Source organism: Moraxella cuniculi, from assembly GCF_900637105.1.
In the GTDB taxonomy this organism is placed as follows: Bacteria; Pseudomonadota; Gammaproteobacteria; order Pseudomonadales; family Moraxellaceae; genus Moraxella; species Moraxella cuniculi.
Genome location: NZ_LR134343.1, coordinates 1,443,160 through 1,458,861, shown reverse-complemented (window position 1 = coordinate 1,458,861; position 15,702 = coordinate 1,443,160). Strand labels below are relative to the sequence as shown.

General features: G+C 43.5%; 16 protein-coding genes. 11 read left to right on the top strand and 5 right to left on the bottom strand.

From position 1 onward, the window contains the following. Window positions 1–357: 357 nt before the first annotated feature. The 8 genes from EL162_RS06635 (at window position 358) to EL162_RS06600 (ending at window position 6,928) form a co-directional block, all read left to right on the top strand. Window positions 358–2,250, top strand: a complete 1,893-nt coding sequence (locus EL162_RS06635) for a TonB-dependent receptor domain-containing protein (protein WP_126330961.1) — start codon at window positions 358–360, stop codon at window positions 2,248–2,250. A 224-nt stretch (window positions 2,251–2,474) separates the two neighbouring features. Continuing rightward, window positions 2,475–3,848 (top strand): adenosylhomocysteinase, encoded by a 1,374-nt coding sequence (gene ahcY / locus EL162_RS06630; protein WP_126330959.1) that lies wholly within the window; start codon window positions 2,475–2,477, stop codon window positions 3,846–3,848. 87 nt (window positions 3,849–3,935) lie between these two features. Next, window positions 3,936–4,289 (top strand): Imm51 family immunity protein, encoded by a 354-nt coding sequence (locus EL162_RS06625; RefSeq protein ID WP_197718965.1) that lies wholly within the window; start codon window positions 3,936–3,938, stop codon window positions 4,287–4,289. Next, window positions 4,273–4,524, top strand: coding sequence for a hypothetical protein (locus EL162_RS06620; RefSeq protein WP_126330957.1), 252 nt, complete (start codon window positions 4,273–4,275; stop codon window positions 4,522–4,524). The genes EL162_RS06625 and EL162_RS06620 overlap by 17 nt, the downstream gene beginning before the upstream one ends. A 14-nt stretch (window positions 4,525–4,538) precedes the next feature. Next, the gene (locus EL162_RS06615) at window positions 4,539–4,772 is read left to right on the top strand and encodes a hypothetical protein (protein WP_076555221.1); all 234 of its coding nucleotides are present in this window, start codon (window positions 4,539–4,541) and stop codon (window positions 4,770–4,772) included. Then, complete coding sequence (locus tag EL162_RS06610; RefSeq protein WP_076555220.1) at window positions 4,762–5,214, top strand: type II toxin-antitoxin system VapC family toxin; 453 nt, start codon at window positions 4,762–4,764, stop codon at window positions 5,212–5,214. The genes EL162_RS06615 and EL162_RS06610 overlap by 11 nt, the downstream gene beginning before the upstream one ends. Before the next feature lie 13 nt (window positions 5,215–5,227). Continuing rightward, a complete protein-coding gene (gene metF / locus EL162_RS06605) occupies window positions 5,228–6,172 on the top strand; it encodes a methylenetetrahydrofolate reductase [NAD(P)H] (protein ID WP_076555219.1) in 945 nt (314 codons plus the stop codon). Window positions 6,173–6,196: 24 nt separating this feature from the next. After that, window positions 6,197–6,928, top strand: a complete 732-nt coding sequence (locus tag EL162_RS06600) for a 16S rRNA (uracil(1498)-N(3))-methyltransferase (RefSeq protein ID WP_126330952.1) — start codon at window positions 6,197–6,199, stop codon at window positions 6,926–6,928. A 126-nt stretch (window positions 6,929–7,054) separates the two neighbouring features. Here the strand turns inward: EL162_RS06600 and folP are convergent, their stop codons facing one another. After that, window positions 7,055–7,939: a dihydropteroate synthase gene (gene folP, locus EL162_RS06595; protein WP_076555217.1), complete on the bottom strand. Its 885-nt coding sequence runs from the start codon at window positions 7,937–7,939 to the stop codon at window positions 7,055–7,057. 251 nt (window positions 7,940–8,190) lie between these two features. Here folP and hflX point away from each other — a divergent pair, with 251 nt between their 5' ends. Next, window positions 8,191–9,597, top strand: a complete 1,407-nt coding sequence (gene hflX / locus EL162_RS06590; RefSeq protein WP_126330950.1) for a ribosome rescue GTPase HflX — start codon at window positions 8,191–8,193, stop codon at window positions 9,595–9,597. A gap of 79 nt (window positions 9,598–9,676) precedes the next feature. Here the strand turns inward: hflX and htpX are convergent, their stop codons facing one another. Beyond that, a complete protein-coding gene (htpX, locus tag EL162_RS06585) occupies window positions 9,677–10,579 on the bottom strand; it encodes a protease HtpX (RefSeq protein WP_126330948.1) in 903 nt (300 codons plus the stop codon). Window positions 10,580–10,814: 235 nt separating this feature from the next. After that, window positions 10,815–11,711: a lytic transglycosylase domain-containing protein gene (locus EL162_RS06580; RefSeq protein ID WP_126330947.1), complete on the bottom strand. Its 897-nt coding sequence runs from the start codon at window positions 11,709–11,711 to the stop codon at window positions 10,815–10,817. Window positions 11,712–11,784: 73 nt separating this feature from the next. Between EL162_RS06580 and EL162_RS06575 the strand changes: the two genes are divergently transcribed. Further along, window positions 11,785–12,087, top strand: coding sequence for a hypothetical protein (locus EL162_RS06575; RefSeq protein ID WP_126330945.1), 303 nt, complete (start codon window positions 11,785–11,787; stop codon window positions 12,085–12,087). Here the strand turns inward: EL162_RS06575 and EL162_RS06570 are convergent. Together EL162_RS06570 and EL162_RS06565 are read right to left on the bottom strand one after the other, a co-directional pair. Then, window positions 12,079–12,771, bottom strand: a complete 693-nt coding sequence (locus EL162_RS06570) for an LrgB family protein (RefSeq protein ID WP_126331699.1) — start codon at window positions 12,769–12,771, stop codon at window positions 12,079–12,081. The genes EL162_RS06575 and EL162_RS06570 overlap by 9 nt on opposite strands. Further along, window positions 12,764–13,183, bottom strand: a complete 420-nt coding sequence (locus tag EL162_RS06565) for a CidA/LrgA family protein (RefSeq protein WP_076555211.1) — start codon at window positions 13,181–13,183, stop codon at window positions 12,764–12,766. Before EL162_RS06565 ends, EL162_RS06570 begins: the two co-directional genes overlap by 8 nt. Window positions 13,184–13,598: 415 nt before the next feature. Between EL162_RS06565 and rpoD the strand changes: the two genes are divergently transcribed. Continuing rightward, window positions 13,599–15,452 carry an RNA polymerase sigma factor RpoD gene (gene rpoD / locus EL162_RS06560; protein WP_126331698.1) on the top strand — a complete coding sequence of 618 codons (1,854 nt, stop codon included), beginning with the start codon at window positions 13,599–13,601 and terminating at the stop codon, window positions 15,450–15,452. The last annotated feature ends 250 nt before the right edge of the window (window positions 15,453–15,702 follow it).

Here is a 15,702-nt window from a genome sequence, read left to right as displayed (position 1 = left end):
CAAAACACCCAAAGCATTACGCAAAAAAGTCAAAAAAACCTCACGATATCACATCTGCCAAAATCAACACCATTAAATCTGGCAATTATCAGCAGTTTGTTCTGCACACATTGCCAATTTTTATGATTTATTGTATAACCGAACACGCTGACAATCAACCAGTCACCCCCTTTGTCGTTGATTTTTCATGCATTAACATACAACCTGAAAAATTTTCAATATTATATTAAAAAATTTCATGATAAATTTATTTTAGTAAGTTTTATTCATGTTATAATAAAAATTTAGCTTACAAAAAGCAAAAAGACAGCAAGAATTATTGCAAAAATATCAAATCGCTATAACTTAGGGTAAATTATGTCCTCTATTACACTACGCCATGCCATTATTTTGGCACTAGCCCCAACCACAACTTTATCAACGGTGGCAATCGCCAATACCACAGCCACTACCAGCACTGTACCAACGGTCAATCTTGACCCTGTGGTGGTAACTGCGACACGCACACCAACCAAGGTAACCAACACCATCGCTCAGACCACTGTTATTGATGGCGAAGCACTGCAACGCTATCAGGGTCAAAATGCACTTGATATCATCAAGGCACAGTCAGGGTTTAGCTCATATTCAAGCGGTGGCACGGACAAGACCAGTAATTTTTATTTGCGTGGCTTTGATAGCAGTGGCATTTTGGTGCTGATTGACGGCATTCGCTATGGTAGCCTAACCACTGGTCAGTCTGCATTAGGTGCTTTAAGTGCCAGCCAGATTGGGCGTATTGAGATTTTACATGGTGCATCAGGTTCTAGTATCTACGGTGCCAGTGCGATGGGTGGGGTGATTCAGATATTCACCAAAAAAGGCATTGAAAACGGCTTGCACGCCTTTGCTACAGTTGGTGCTGGCTCGCATGACAAGCTCACCTATGGTGCTGGTGTCAGCTATGCCAATGACAACACCAACCTTAGTCTGACTGCCAGCCATACCGAAACTGACGGCATTAACGCCATTGCCAGCCCATACGCAGCAAGCCAGCGAGATACGGACGGCTTTGACCGCAATAGCATCAGTGCCAGCATCAGCCACAAAATCAATCAAGTGGAAGTTGGTGCTAGCCTATTGGCAAGCAAAGGCACGGTTGAATATGACAATACCTTCTCAACCGCAGAAAATATTTATGATAAGCAAAAAAATGGCTCTGCCAATGCTTATATTAATTATAACTATCACCCAAATGGTCAAATTCGCCTACAATATGGTGAATCCATCGACAAAAGCAGTAATTTTGCCAACACAAGAAACACAGGCATATTTGACAGCACTCAAAAACAAACCAACCTAAGCCTAGTACACGCATTGCCTGTTGGTAAGATACTGGTTGGCGGTGAGCATTTGCAACAAGATGTAGACTCCAGCACCAACTATTCGCAAACAAGCCGCCGCAACACTGGTGCTTATGTTGGTTATCAAGCCAACTACAACAACTTTGATGCCCAAGCCTTTGTTCGTTATGATGACAACTCTTGGTATGGCGACAAAACAACCTACAACGCAGGTTTGGCATATCGCCTAACGCCAGCGGTGCGTGTTGGTGTCAATTATGCCACAGGCTTTAAAGCACCAAGTTTTAACCAGCTGTACTGGCCTGACAGTGGCAATCCAGATCTAAAACCTGAAAACAGCAAAAATACCGAAGCCTTTGTAGAGCTGGCAGGTGCCAATCACAAAACCAGACTGACAGGCTATTACAGCGATGTTACCGACTTAATCGGTGGCTGGGACAACAATGGCGTCTGGGCTCTAAGAAACTTCAACGAAGTTGAGGTGATGGGTGCCAACCTAACCACTGATTGGGCGTTTAATAATGGCTATATCGCAGGTCTAAGCTATGACTATCAAGAGGCTAACGATGTAACCCCAACAGCCACCAACCCAAAAACCAAGAGCAATCTAACTGTTCGCCCAGAGCATAAGGGTACGGCATACATCGGCTATGTTGGCAACAACTTCAACCTGCGTGCCGAATATCAGCGTCTTGGCAGCTACTATATGCAAGCAAATCATGGTGCCAAAATCGAAGGTTATGGTTTATTAAACCTAAGTGGCACTTATGAACTGTCGCCAAATATCAGCATTACTCAGCGACTTAACAATGTATTAAACAAAAAATACATTACCAACGAAAGCTGGGGTACTCGCTATAATGAGGACGGCATTAATTTCTACACTGCCATTACTTTAAAATACTAAGCCAATGCAATACAAGGCGGCTTGTCCCATCAAGCCGTCTTTTTTTGGCAAAATATCATTGGCTAATGAAAACTTCCAAAATGTTTGTTATAATAACAAATCCAATCAGCAAGAGATGTTGCAACCGTTTTCGGTGAGGCTTGCTTTTTCAAATGTGGTTATTTGAAAATAATCAACGACATCTGCGTTTTATTCGCCAATTTTAATTTATTCAATTTAAAGGAGTGGACGCAGTGTCTGCATTTACTGATTATAAAGTGGCTGATATCAGCCTTGCCGAATTTGGTCGCAAAGAGATAAAACTTGCCGAAACCGAGATGCCTGCTTTGATGGGTCTGCGTAAGCGTTATGCAGCCACCCAACCACTGGCTGGTGCCAAAATCGTCGGCTGTATCCACATGACCATTCAGACTGCGGTACTGATTGAGACCTTGGTGGCATTGGGTGCCGAAGTTCGTTGGACTTCTTGCAATATCTTCTCTACCCAAGACCACGCTGCCGCTGCCATTGCCGCTGCTGGTATTCCTGTGTTTGCATGGAAAGGCGAAACCGAAGAAGAATACGAATGGTGCCTAGAGCAACAAATTCACCAAGATGGCAAACTGTGGGACGCCAACCTTATCTTGGACGATGGGGGTGATTTGACCGCACTCATTCACAACAAATACCCACAAATGCTAGATCGCATTCATGGCATTAGCGAAGAGACTACCACAGGCGTGCATCGCTTGATTGATATGCTTGCCAAAGGTGAATTAAAAGTCCCTGCAATCAATGTCAATGACGCAGTTACCAAATCCAAAAACGACAACAAATACGGTTGCCGCCACTCGCTCAACGATGCCATTAAGCGTGGTACCGATATGTTGCTATCAGGTCGCCGTGCCTTGGTTGTCGGTTATGGCGATGTTGGTAAAGGCTCTGCTCAAAGTTTACGCCAAGAAGGCATGATTGTGCGTGTCAGTGAGATTGACCCAATCTGTGCCATGCAGGCGTGCATGGACGGCTATGAGTTGGTTTCACCGTTTGTTGATGGCGACCCTGCCAATGGCGTAAATACCACCTTACTACAAGATACCGACCTTATCGTTACCACAACGGGCAATTATCATGTGTGTAATGCCGATATGCTAAAAGCCCTAAAATCAACCGCTGTGGTCTGTAATATCGGACACTTTGATACCGAAATTGACACCCAATTTATGCGTGATAACTGGAAATGGGTTGAGGTCAAGCCACAAGTGCATCAAGTATATCGCTCAAATGATGACAGTGATTATCTGATTATCCTATCAGAAGGTCGTTTGGTGAATCTTGGCAACGCCACAGGCCACCCATCACGCATCATGGACGGCTCATTTGCCAACCAAGTGCTGGCACAGATTCATCTGTATCAAGAAAAATTTGCTGATTTGCCAGCAGCTACCAAAGCGGACAAGGTTTATGTCAAAGTCCTGCCAAAGAAACTGGACGAAGAAGTTGCCGCCGCCATGGTTGCAGGCTTTAACGGAGTTATTACCAAACTCACCCAAGAGCAAGCGGATTATCTGGGCGTGCCTGTGGACGGCCCTTTTAAGGCGGACGAATATAAATACTGATGACTTGATTTTACTTTTAATCATTGCTATGATAAAAGTGGTATTGTTTAATGCCACTTTTATTGTAAATTTATTAAGGAGATAATAATGTCCGATTTTAAAAACCAAATCACCCCCTTTAAATGGATAGAACACGAAGACAGCGTTTCGGTCATTATGAGCGACGTTGGCGATTATAAACAACACATCTTTGATAACCGTGCCGATGAAGACTTTGAAGGGAATGGCTATGATTGGCAATCGTTGGCAGTTGTGTTTTTGGACGAAAAAATGCCCCATTTGACGGATAAAATTCACTTTGATAGCGAAAGTAGTATGTTTTGCGTATGGGCAAATCACGCTGATACGAACGCTTTAAAAGAATTTATCATCGCTTTTAAAAATGCTCTTGATGATAATGAGCTAATTTTGGATTTATTTAGCCGTGCCGAACTGGACTAAAATTCAAGACTTAATTAGCTTATCGCTCAATGTCGGTTGTTTTATTATTTGTACGATATTATTATGGCAGGGCATTGGGCGTGATGTCATTATGGTGATTTATGCCTCATTCTTGGCTGTTTCTTTTGTTGGTCTTGGTCAAAAAGATAAAGGCAAATATATTTATGTGTGTTTATTATTAGAAGTGCTGATGTGGATAATGATTGGGGTGAGTTTTTTAATCACTAAATTTTAAATAAGGAGTGAAAGATGGCCATTGAACAAGCGATTTATGAAATTGTCAATGCCAGCTATCAAGAGCGGATACAGGCAATATCTGCCATTGCCGACAGCTTAAAGCAAATAGCACCCGAACCATCAAATAAACCCAAAAAAGCATTTGAATTAACGCCTTTTGATTTGGGAAATATTGATACGCCCACTCGTAACGAAATATACGAAGAAAGACACAAACAAATCTTAGGTATTGATGATGATAAATAAACCATTTGCCATTGATACCAATATTTTGGTTTATGCCTATAATCAAGGCTCGCCTTTTCATCAAAAGGCAGGGCAATTTTTATCGCAAAAAATGACCCAGTTTGACGAATTTGGTCAATTATCCATTTGCATCTGCCAACAAAGCTGTATTGAGTTTGTACACAGCATTACTTGGCACAGATTAGAAAGACCCCTAACACCCCAACAAGCCATTGATGTTATTGATTATTTACAAGACTGTGGATTAACAATCATTCACCCAAAAAATACACAAATTACCACTTTTGCTGACCTAATCAAAACACATTTTTCAAGAAATAAAATATTTGATACCGCCATTACAGCTACCCTAAAAGACAATGGCATCAACGGTATTTATACCGCCAACACCAGAGACTTTACCGATTATCCTTTTTTAACCGTTATTAACCCCTTAATTTAAATAGAGCTTTAAAATGACCCAATCACTTTTAAATCGTCTTAATGACATTGAAACCCTATTAAATTCTGTCAAATCAGAATTACAAAACCAAACCAAGCCAAACAACACAAACAACAAAGTCCCATTTTCTTTTGAGTTTTTTCCCACCAAAACGGACGAAGCCCAAGACAAACTTTTGACCACTTTTGACACACTAAACGCCCTAAATCCGCAGTATTTTAGCGTAACCTATGGGGCTGGTGGCTCAACACGCGAACGCACACTGGGTATTGTTGAGGCATTAAGCAAGCAATCTGACACACCCATTGCACCGCATATGTCTTGCATTGGCGACACCAAAGCCGAAATCGGTGAGTTACTTGATTTTTATAAATCACTTGGCGTAACCCGAGTCGTGGCATTGCGTGGCGATCTACCTAGCGGTCAAGTTGGCTATGGTGAGTTGCCTTATGCACTTGACTTGGTGAAATTTATTCGCCAGCACAGCGGTGAGCATTTTACCATCAAGGTGGCCGCCTATCCAGAAATGCACCCACAAGCACGCAACTTTGATGCCGATATTGATAACCTAGTTGCCAAGTATCACGCTGGTGCCAATGAAGCAATTACACAGTTTTTTTATAACGCTGACAGCTATTTGTTTTTGCGTGATAAATTGGCCAAAAAAGGTGTGCATCAAGATCAATTCCCCATCATTGCAGGCATCATGCCCATTACCAATGCCTCCAATATCATCCGTTTTGCTGATGGGTGTGGTGCAGATATTCCACGCTACATTCGCAAACAGTTGGCAGATTTTGGCGATGATCGCAAGGCAATTCGCCAATTTGGCTTTGAGGTGGTGCATACCCTGTGCCAAAGATTGATTCGTGAAGGTGTGCCTGCGTTGCATTTTTATAGCATGAACAGCACCGAACCAAACAAAGAGCTTGTCAAGGCTTTGGGTTTGACTTCATAATCAGCACATCAGTCTGTCAACATTATGCCACGATTTTTTATTAACAGTCAGCTAAGCCAACAGCACATCGGACAAACAATACAACTGCCTGATGAAATTTATCATCATTGGTGCAAGGTGCTGCGTGCCAAAGTTGGTGATGGTGCTATTTTGTTCGATGGTCGTGGCGGCGAATACCAAGCCACGCTAACTGCAATTGATAAAAAAACAGCCACTGTAGCGATTGGTGAATTCAACCCCATCAATCGCACACCTGCTTTTGCTGCCAGCATTGGATTGGTGATGAGTCGTGGCGAACGCATGGATTATGCCATTCAAAAGGCCACCGAAATGGGCGTACATCGCATTGAGCTACTGACCAGTGAGCGATGTCAGGCACACCTAAAGTACGAACGAGATTTAAAAAAACTAGACCATTGGCAAGCCGTTGCCATAGCTGCCTGTGAGCAATGTGGGCTAAATCTTGTCCCCCAAATCACCCCGCCAGTTGCACTTGACGAATGGGTGGCAGCCTGTCAAGCAGAGCTAAAACTTGTGCTGACATTAACCGATGGCAATCCAGACTTTAGCACACCCCTGCCTCATCACATCAGCCTGTTGATTGGTGCAGAAGGCGGTCTTAGCCCTGATGAAATCAGCCTTGCCATACAACATGGCTTTGTCCCTTGGACGCTTGGTGAGCGAATCCTGCGTACCGAGACCGCCCCTGTGGTCGCCCTAACTGCCTTACATATCTTGGCACAGCAAAAAAGCTAAGACTGCCCTGTTTGCGGTCAATTATTCACATCATGCTTTGGGCAAATTTTCCTGCTCCATGCGTATTACGGGTAATTTTGGCATATTTGATAAATTTTACACTTATTAATAATTTTTACTTATATTCTATTCATCACCATAAATCTGCTGCCAAAGAGACAATACCTGTGCTGTTTTGGCAACATCATGCACACGCACAATGCTCGCCCCTGCCTGCACCGCCAAAAGCGACATCGCCGCACCAAGTGTATCTCTCTTACTTGGCTCGTGATTATGCCAAGCTTTTTGACCATTTTGTAAAATCTCGCCCAAAAACCGTTTACGAGAAACGCCGAACAGCATTGGTAAGCCAAAATGCCCGATGACTTTGTCCAGATTTTTTGTCAAAATACGATGCTCGGCAAAATTTTTGGCAAATCCCATGCCTACATCAATGATGATATTATCGCGACTAACGCCTGCTTTTATGGCAGTATTGACATGATTGCCAAGCTCAGCAATCACCTCATTTAACACATCATGATAGCTGGCAAGGCGATCCATCTCATCTGGCTCACCGCGGTGGTGCATCAGCACAACAGGCACATTCAGATTTGCTGCCACCGCCGCTGCCCCTTTGCGGGTCAAGGCTCGTACATCATTAATCATATCCGCCCCTGCCTCAATGCCTGCCTGCATCAGGCTTGGGTTGCTGGTATCCAAAGACAGCCACAGCCCATCACCGAACCTTTGGCGAATTGCCATCACCACAGGCAGCACACGAGCAATCTCAACATCACTGCTGACAGGCAGGGCATTTGGGCGAGTAGATTCGCCACCAATATCAACAATATGCACGCCCTGCTCAATCATATACTCAACCTGTCTTAGTGCGTCATCAAGGTTGGTATAACGCCCACCATCAGAAAATGAATCAGGCGTGATATTTAAAATACCCATAATCTTAGGTGTGGACAAATCAAGCGATTTGTGCCGAGAAATCAGCTGAAAATTTTTTGCTTGTGATGACATAACACGCCTTTTCACACAATCCATACAAGTTCATATTTGGCAAAAGCCACTGTTTATTGTAACATAGATTTGTATTTTTATCGCCCATGATGAAAAATCATCACAGAAAACACCAATAAAATGACAGCCCTACGCCCTGCCACTTGAAAATCACACACCCAACACAATTTATCAACAAGCAGCACAACAACTGGATAAATCTGTCCAAGTTTGGTAATATTTTGATAGTAATATTTTAAAAAGGAAGTATTTTGCAGTATTTTGAACGGCATGAAGGTGGTGAAAACGCCATCTTGGTACATTTGGACATTCATCAAATCAGCGACCCTGATGACTTGGAGGAGTTTCGCCTGCTGGTGCATTCGGCAGGTGCTAACGAGATTGAGACCATCACAGGTACTCGCAACAAGCCACACGCCAAATATTTTGTCGGTACTGGCAAAGCCGAAGAGATTGCCGATGCCGTCAAGCGTTTTCGTGAATCCAATCAAACCGATGATATCGTGGTAATTTTTAACCACACACTCACACCCAGCCAAGAACGCAATCTGGAAGCACTGGTCAAATGCCGCGTGCTGGATCGCACAGGGCTGATTTTGGATATTTTTGCACAACGAGCCAGAACCTATGAAGGCAAGCTACAGGTTGAACTGGCACAGCTTAACCATCTTGCCACACGACTGGTTCGTGGCTGGACGCATTTGGAGCGACAAAAAGGCGGTATCGGCTTGCGAGGGCCGGGCGAGACACAACTAGAAACCGACCGCCGATTATTACAAATTCGCGTAACTCAGCTGAAGGCAAAATTGGATAAAGTCAAACAAACTCGTGCCCAAGGTCGTGCCAAACGCCAAAAATCCGAAATTCCCACCATTTCGCTGGTTGGCTATACCAATGCAGGCAAATCCACCCTGTTTAACCGCCTAACTGATGATAACATCTATGCAGCCGACCAATTATTTGCCACGCTAGACCCCACCTTACGAAAAGTTGCTTGGCCGGGCGTTGGCAATGTGGTGCTGGCAGATACCGTTGGTTTTGTGCGTCATCTGCCACACGAGCTGGTTGAGAGTTTTCATGCCACTCTTGAAGAAACTTTGGAGGCGGATTTGCTGCTGCATGTGGTTGATGCAGCAAGTGAGGATATGCACGCACAGATTGCAGCAGTCAATGATGTACTAGCACAAATCAAAGCTGACGCACCGATTTTATTGGTATTTAATAAAATTGACAAAAGTGGCGAAACTCCTGCCTTATATTATCAAGAACCGCACAAACCACACCGTGTATATATCTCCGCTCAACAAAACTTGGGTATTGACAAACTTATCACAGCAGTGCAAGAATTGCTGTCTGGCACGGTGAATCATTACACGCTCACCCTGCCGCATCATGCAGGTGCTTTGCACAATACACTGCACAATCTTGGCGTTATCAGCCATCATAGTTACGATGAGCAAGGGCGACAGGTGCTAGATGTGCAGCTATCCGCCAACAAAATAAAACAACTGCTGGGACAATACGGATTATCTGCCACAGCTGTGCTACCTGCCGAGCAAGCAGCCAGCCTGCAGCCTGTGCTTGAGCCATTTGAACAAATCAGCAGCGATATGCCAAAAATCACACCCCCAGAAGAGCTTGATCCTTTTTGTCAATAAACTGCAAAAACATCAAACCTGCCGTCATCGCAATAAAAAAACAGACCTTTTATCGAAGGTCTGTTTTATTTATCATATCTTAATGCAACTTTTGTAATGCAGCGATACGATCGTCCAAACTTGGGTGTGAGCGGAATAAGTGAGCAATGCTAAAGCTCTGCGACTGTCCTGATGAGATGGCAAAAGCCTTCATCGCCTCTGGCATGGTGTCTGGACGAGCCTCAGCAGGACGCAATGCATTTAAGGCACTAATCATCTTATCACGACCTGCCAGCTTGGCACCCATTTCATCAGCACGATACTCACGCAAACGAGAGAACCACATCACGATTGCCGATGCCAATATGCCAAGCAAAATATCCATCACGATACTGGTGACATAATATGCAACCCCGGGAGAATTGCTTTCGTTTTTAAAAACAACACGATCAACAAAATTGCCAATAACACGAGCAAAGAACATAACAAACGCATTGACCACGCCCTGAATCAAGGCAAGCGTTATCATATCACCATTGGCAACATGGCCAATCTCATGTGCCAGTACCGCCTCAACCTCATCAGGGGTCATCGTATGAATCAAGCCTGTAGAAACTGCAACCAAGGCGTTGTTTTTATTCCAGCCAGTTGCAAAGGCATTTGGCTGTGGATTATCAAAAATCCCAACCTCTGGCATACCAATGCCCATCGCTTTGGCTTGGCGAGCAACCATATCAACCAGCCACTGCTCCGTGCCATTTTTTGGTACATCAATCACCACCGTGCCTGTTGATTTTTTTGCCGTCCATTTTGACAAAAACAATGAAATCATTGAACCAACCACGCCCCAAACAAGGCACATCACCGCAAGGCTGGTGTAATTTAGTCCACCTGCACCAAACACACTGCCCAAGCCAAATACTCGTGATAGCACAGCAAAGACAATGCTAAACACAATCAAAACGGCTAAGTTGGTCAATAAAAACAAACCAATTCGCATCATACAGAAATTTTCCTTTTATTTAAGCCATGGTTATATTAATTTACAAAAAATCAAACAGTTATATTATAAGGACAAAACAGCAAAATAAAAGCTAAAAACTTGAATCTTTTGATTATTTCATCCAATTTAAACAAAAAGCAAACAATATCTTGATATTTTGGCACAATGATTATGAATAATAACAAATAGGCAACCTGATATTTTCAGATTGCCTATTTTATTTATTAAGATTTAATTATTTATTCAAGAAATAAATCTGTGCCGAACCTTCGCGACCAACGGTTGGATTAACAGGGGTTGCCTGATTAACTGGCTGTGCGTATGAGGTTGTCTGTGTGCTGACAGAAGCTGCTGGCGTTGCTGTAGCATTCATTGCCAAGACAGCACGATTGGCATCAAAGCCTTGATATAGATTCGCATCAAGACGATAGATATTATTATAACGATCGTTTACCTTGACAACATAGTTGCGAGTCTCGCGAAATGGTGGGATACCGCCATGCTTACGGACATTGCCCGGCCCTGCATTATAGGCAGCAATAACATGATCAGGATTGCTAAATTGACCCTGTAGATATGCCAAATATTTGGTACCACCATCAATATTTTGGGCAGGATCCCAAGCATTAGAAACGCCCATATAGCGTGCTGTTGCTGGCATCAACTGCATTAAGCCCATCGCACCAACTGGCGATCTGGCTCGTGGGTTGAATGCTGATTCGGTATGAATAATTGCCTTCACCAAGCCAGGATCAACACCATATCGTGCCGCCGCATCACGAATCAAATCATCATACATACTACGCTGTGAGTATGCACCAGACTCATAAGCAGCATAGCTGCTGGCTGTTGCGGTATTTGCAGCGGTAGCAGAAAAATTCACCACAGGTTGCGTGGTGCTAAGTTGTGTGTATTTTTGTGAGCCTGCGGTATTTGCTTGCAGACTGCTTAGCAATTTTTGCTCGACGGCGTTATTGCTGTTTGATAAAGTATAAACCGAAGCCACAGAAGTGCTTGCTGAAGCTTGTGGTGCGATATATACCGAAACTGGATTTTGGGCAAATGCAGTACTGCTTAGCATACCAAATGTCGCTGCCACAAGAGCATGAATATGGAGGTTTGAAGTTTGCATATTGTCTTCATCACAAAAAAATTTCTGCGATTATATCATAAAAATGATAAATAGTACAGGCAAATCATCAAAGATGCAAAATGCTACATTACAGAAACATATTAACGCCAAAGTTTTTCTGACCTTACTGCTTTATCGCCCATCTTATTCGCGAATGATTTTGCGAGGTATTTATAAGACTTTTTTATGTATGGCAATTTATACATGGTCAGTTTTGGTATTTATCCATGATAATTTGGTTTGTTATGGTATAATCAAAGTGCTGGATTTTGATTTAATCAACAAAAGAAAAACCGCTGTTGCAAATATACAATATGGTGAAAATACGCTTGTTGGCGGATACGGCGATACACTTTGTAATCATGGATTAATTTAACCACCACAACAACACAGGTGGCAACCACAACGCCGTCAATAAGCCATTGACCGCTAACCCAAATGCCGCATAACGCCCTGCCACTGGGCTAATGCTCCAAGCCTCCACCGTACCAATGGCGTGTGCCACCAATCCCAATGCCAAGCCCTTTGCCCGATCATCATCAATGCGAGCAAACAACACACGGCACAGCAAAGCACCCAAAATCCCCGAAACGATAATAATCAGATTGGCAAGCACCAGCGGTGCATCAATGATTTGTGCCACAGACAGTCCCACAGGTGTAGTAACAGAGCGAGTGGCAAATGCCAAGATGGTTTGCAAATTCAGCATAAAAACATAAGCCAAAGTCATTGGCAATAGCACTCCAGTGAGGCTGGCAAGCACGACGATTAGGCTTAATTTCTTGATTGGCAAATCCTGAAAACTCATGCCAGCCAATGGCACAGCCAACAAAACCGTACTATAGCCCAGCAAGCGATCAAATATCGGCTTACTGCTGGCATAATAAGTGGCATAATCCACCGAAAATACAAACAACAGCAACAAGGTCAGCACAATCGCAACAATAATCAATGGCACGCCTTGTATATGGCGGTTGATATACTTTAGCACATATTTGGCGGCAACATGGGCAATCAAAGTGATGATAAACGCCATTGCAACAGATACAGTATCAAGCATCATCGGCACGACCACCAGTATTTGATTCAACAGATAACCAGCTGGCAGCCAAGCGAGCAACCAACCATAAAGGCAACAGCGTGCTTAGGGCAATCACCATGGCAACCTTTGGCAAATCCGCACCCAAGCCAAATAATAAAATCCCAGCACCTGCCGATACTGGCAAAAAAGCAAAACCACTTTCGGCAAGCAATTTATTCGCCGAAACAGACAGCCACGCTGGCAACCCAACCGTCAATCGCACCACAATCAATAATGCAAACAGTCCAAGCAAGCCAACAATATTAGCAGCCGTTGGCATACCAAACCAAGTGCATAGCCATACAGATATTTCACGCACAGCCACCGCTACAGCAATCGTAGCCAGCATTGCCAGTGCGGTCTTTGTGCCACTTGGTTGCTTGATTGACATTTACCCCTCCTTTGCTTGGCATTTGCTGTCATTTTTATCAGAAATTTAACAAAATTGCCAGCAGTGATAGCTTATCATAATTCACTTGATATCAGCAATCGATTCATCACAAACAACCAAAATCCACTTCGGCAAAACACAGCCATGCCAAATCAACAAACCCATTATTTATTAATTAATATTTATAAATAATATTAGATTTTAAAAATTATTGCCACTTTTTAAATATAAATTCATCATAAATAATCGTCAGCTGCATATTGCTTGGGTGGATAATTAAATCCAGCAAATTAACGCACTTACCAAACCATGATACACCCTGCCCAAAGCCATCTTGAAAAAAACCACAAAAAGCACTATAATAAAAAGTTACATTGTGCATGAGCCACTTCACGCCCACCAAGAGATGAATGACATGAACGAAAATAATTTTATCGCTGATGATTACGATGAATCTTCATCGCAATTGGCTGCACTGATTCGCCTAGGCAAAGAGCAAGGTTATTTGACCTATGCTGAAGTCAATGACCAGCTGCCCGAATCTGTTACCGAAAGCGACCAAATCGAAGACATCATTCAGATGCTGACCGATGTGGGCATTCAGGTTTTTGAAGTTGCACCTGATGATGATGATATTTTGTTGTCCAATACAGGTAATGATGATGACATGGCTGCCGATGAAGCAGCGGCGGTATTGGCAAGCGTTGAGACTGAGCCTGGTCGCACCACCGACCCTGTGCGTATGTATATGCGCGAGATGGGAACGGTTGATCTCTTGACCAGAGATGGTGAGATTGGCATTGCCAAACGCATCGAAGAAGGCACGCGTGAAGTGCAGTACATCATGGCATATTGGCCAGGTACTGTAAAATTTGTCCTTGATGAATACCAGCAAGTGCTGACAGGCGAAAAAAAGATTTCTGATATCGTATCGGGATTTTTGAGTGCCGATGATGGTGAATTTGACCTTGAGGCAGAGGCTGATTTTCCAAATCCACCAGAAGATCTGGATGAAGATGACGCAGATGAAAGCTCGCTAGATGCCGAAGAATCCAGCCTTGACCCCGAAGAGGTGTGTGTTCGTTTTGAGGAAATGCAAAAACTCTACGACAAAACACAAAAAGCACTCCAAAAACACGGTCGTGGCAGCAAACAGCTTAAAGCCGCCAATGATGAGCTTGCCAATCATTTTATGCTCATCAAACTCAACAATCGCCTATCAGACCAAGTCATGACCCTGATGCGAGAAGTTTATGAAGATGTTCGCAATAATGAACGGCGTATCATGAAACTAGTCATTCGCCGTGGCAAGATGCCCATCGAAGAATTCAAAAAAACCTTCCCAGCCAACGAAACCAATATTGAATGGCTGGCTCATCGCATTGCAGGTGGTGCTGCCTTTGCCGAGACTTTGGCAAAAATCGAACCCGAAGTCATCGCTTTGCAACAAAAAATCCTTGCCCATGAGCATAATTTGCAAATGGATATTAAGGACATGAAAGCTGTGGCACGCCAAATGGCAATCGGTGAAGCCAAAGCACGCCGTGCCAAAAAAGACATGGTGGAGGCCAACTTGCGTCTGGTGATTTCGATTGCCAAAAAATACACCAATCGTGGTCTACAATTTCTTGATCTTATCCAAGAAGGCAATATTGGTCTGATGAAAGCAGTGGATAAGTTTGAATACCGCCGCGGTTACAAATTCTCCACCTATGCCACTTGGTGGATTCGCCAAGCCATCACTCGCTCAATTGCCGACCAAGCACGCACAATCCGCATTCCTGTGCATATGATTGAAACGATTAACAAAATCAACCGTGTCAGTCGCCAATTGCTGCAAGAAATGGGACGAGAGCCAACACCAGAAGAACTGGGCGAACGCTTGGATATGGACGAGGCAAAAGTTCGCAAAGTGCTAAAAATCGCCAAAGAACCAATCTCAATGGAGACGCCAATTGGTGATGATGAAGATAGCCATCTGGGTGATTTTATTGAGGATAATACCATCTCAAGCCCTGTAGAAAATGCCACAGCCGAAGGCTTGAGAGAGGCAACGCGTGAAGTGCTAAACAACCTAACCGAACGAGAGGCAAAAGTGCTAAAAATGCGTTTTGGTATTGATATGCCAAGCGATCATACCCTAGAAGAGGTTGGTAAGCAGTTTGATGTTACTCGTGAACGCATTCGCCAAATTGAGGCTAAGGCTCTGCGTAAACTACGCCACCCTTCTCGCTCTGAGCATTTGCGTTCATTCCTTGAAAATGACTAATTACTGTCGGTTTATTGAGCTTGCCAATCGCTATGATTGGCAAGTTTTTTTATGCAAAAACTATTCTCACCGATTTTATTAATAAAAACAGTTAGTATATTAAAAATTTAACAGTTTGCCACTACAGCCCATAAAAATCACCGCAAACTTTGTGATGGTGTTGATAAATTCAGCCCACTGACAAACAAAGCAATCACGCCTACCATTGGTTTATATAACAAAAACCCCAGCTTTGACTGGGGCTTTGGGA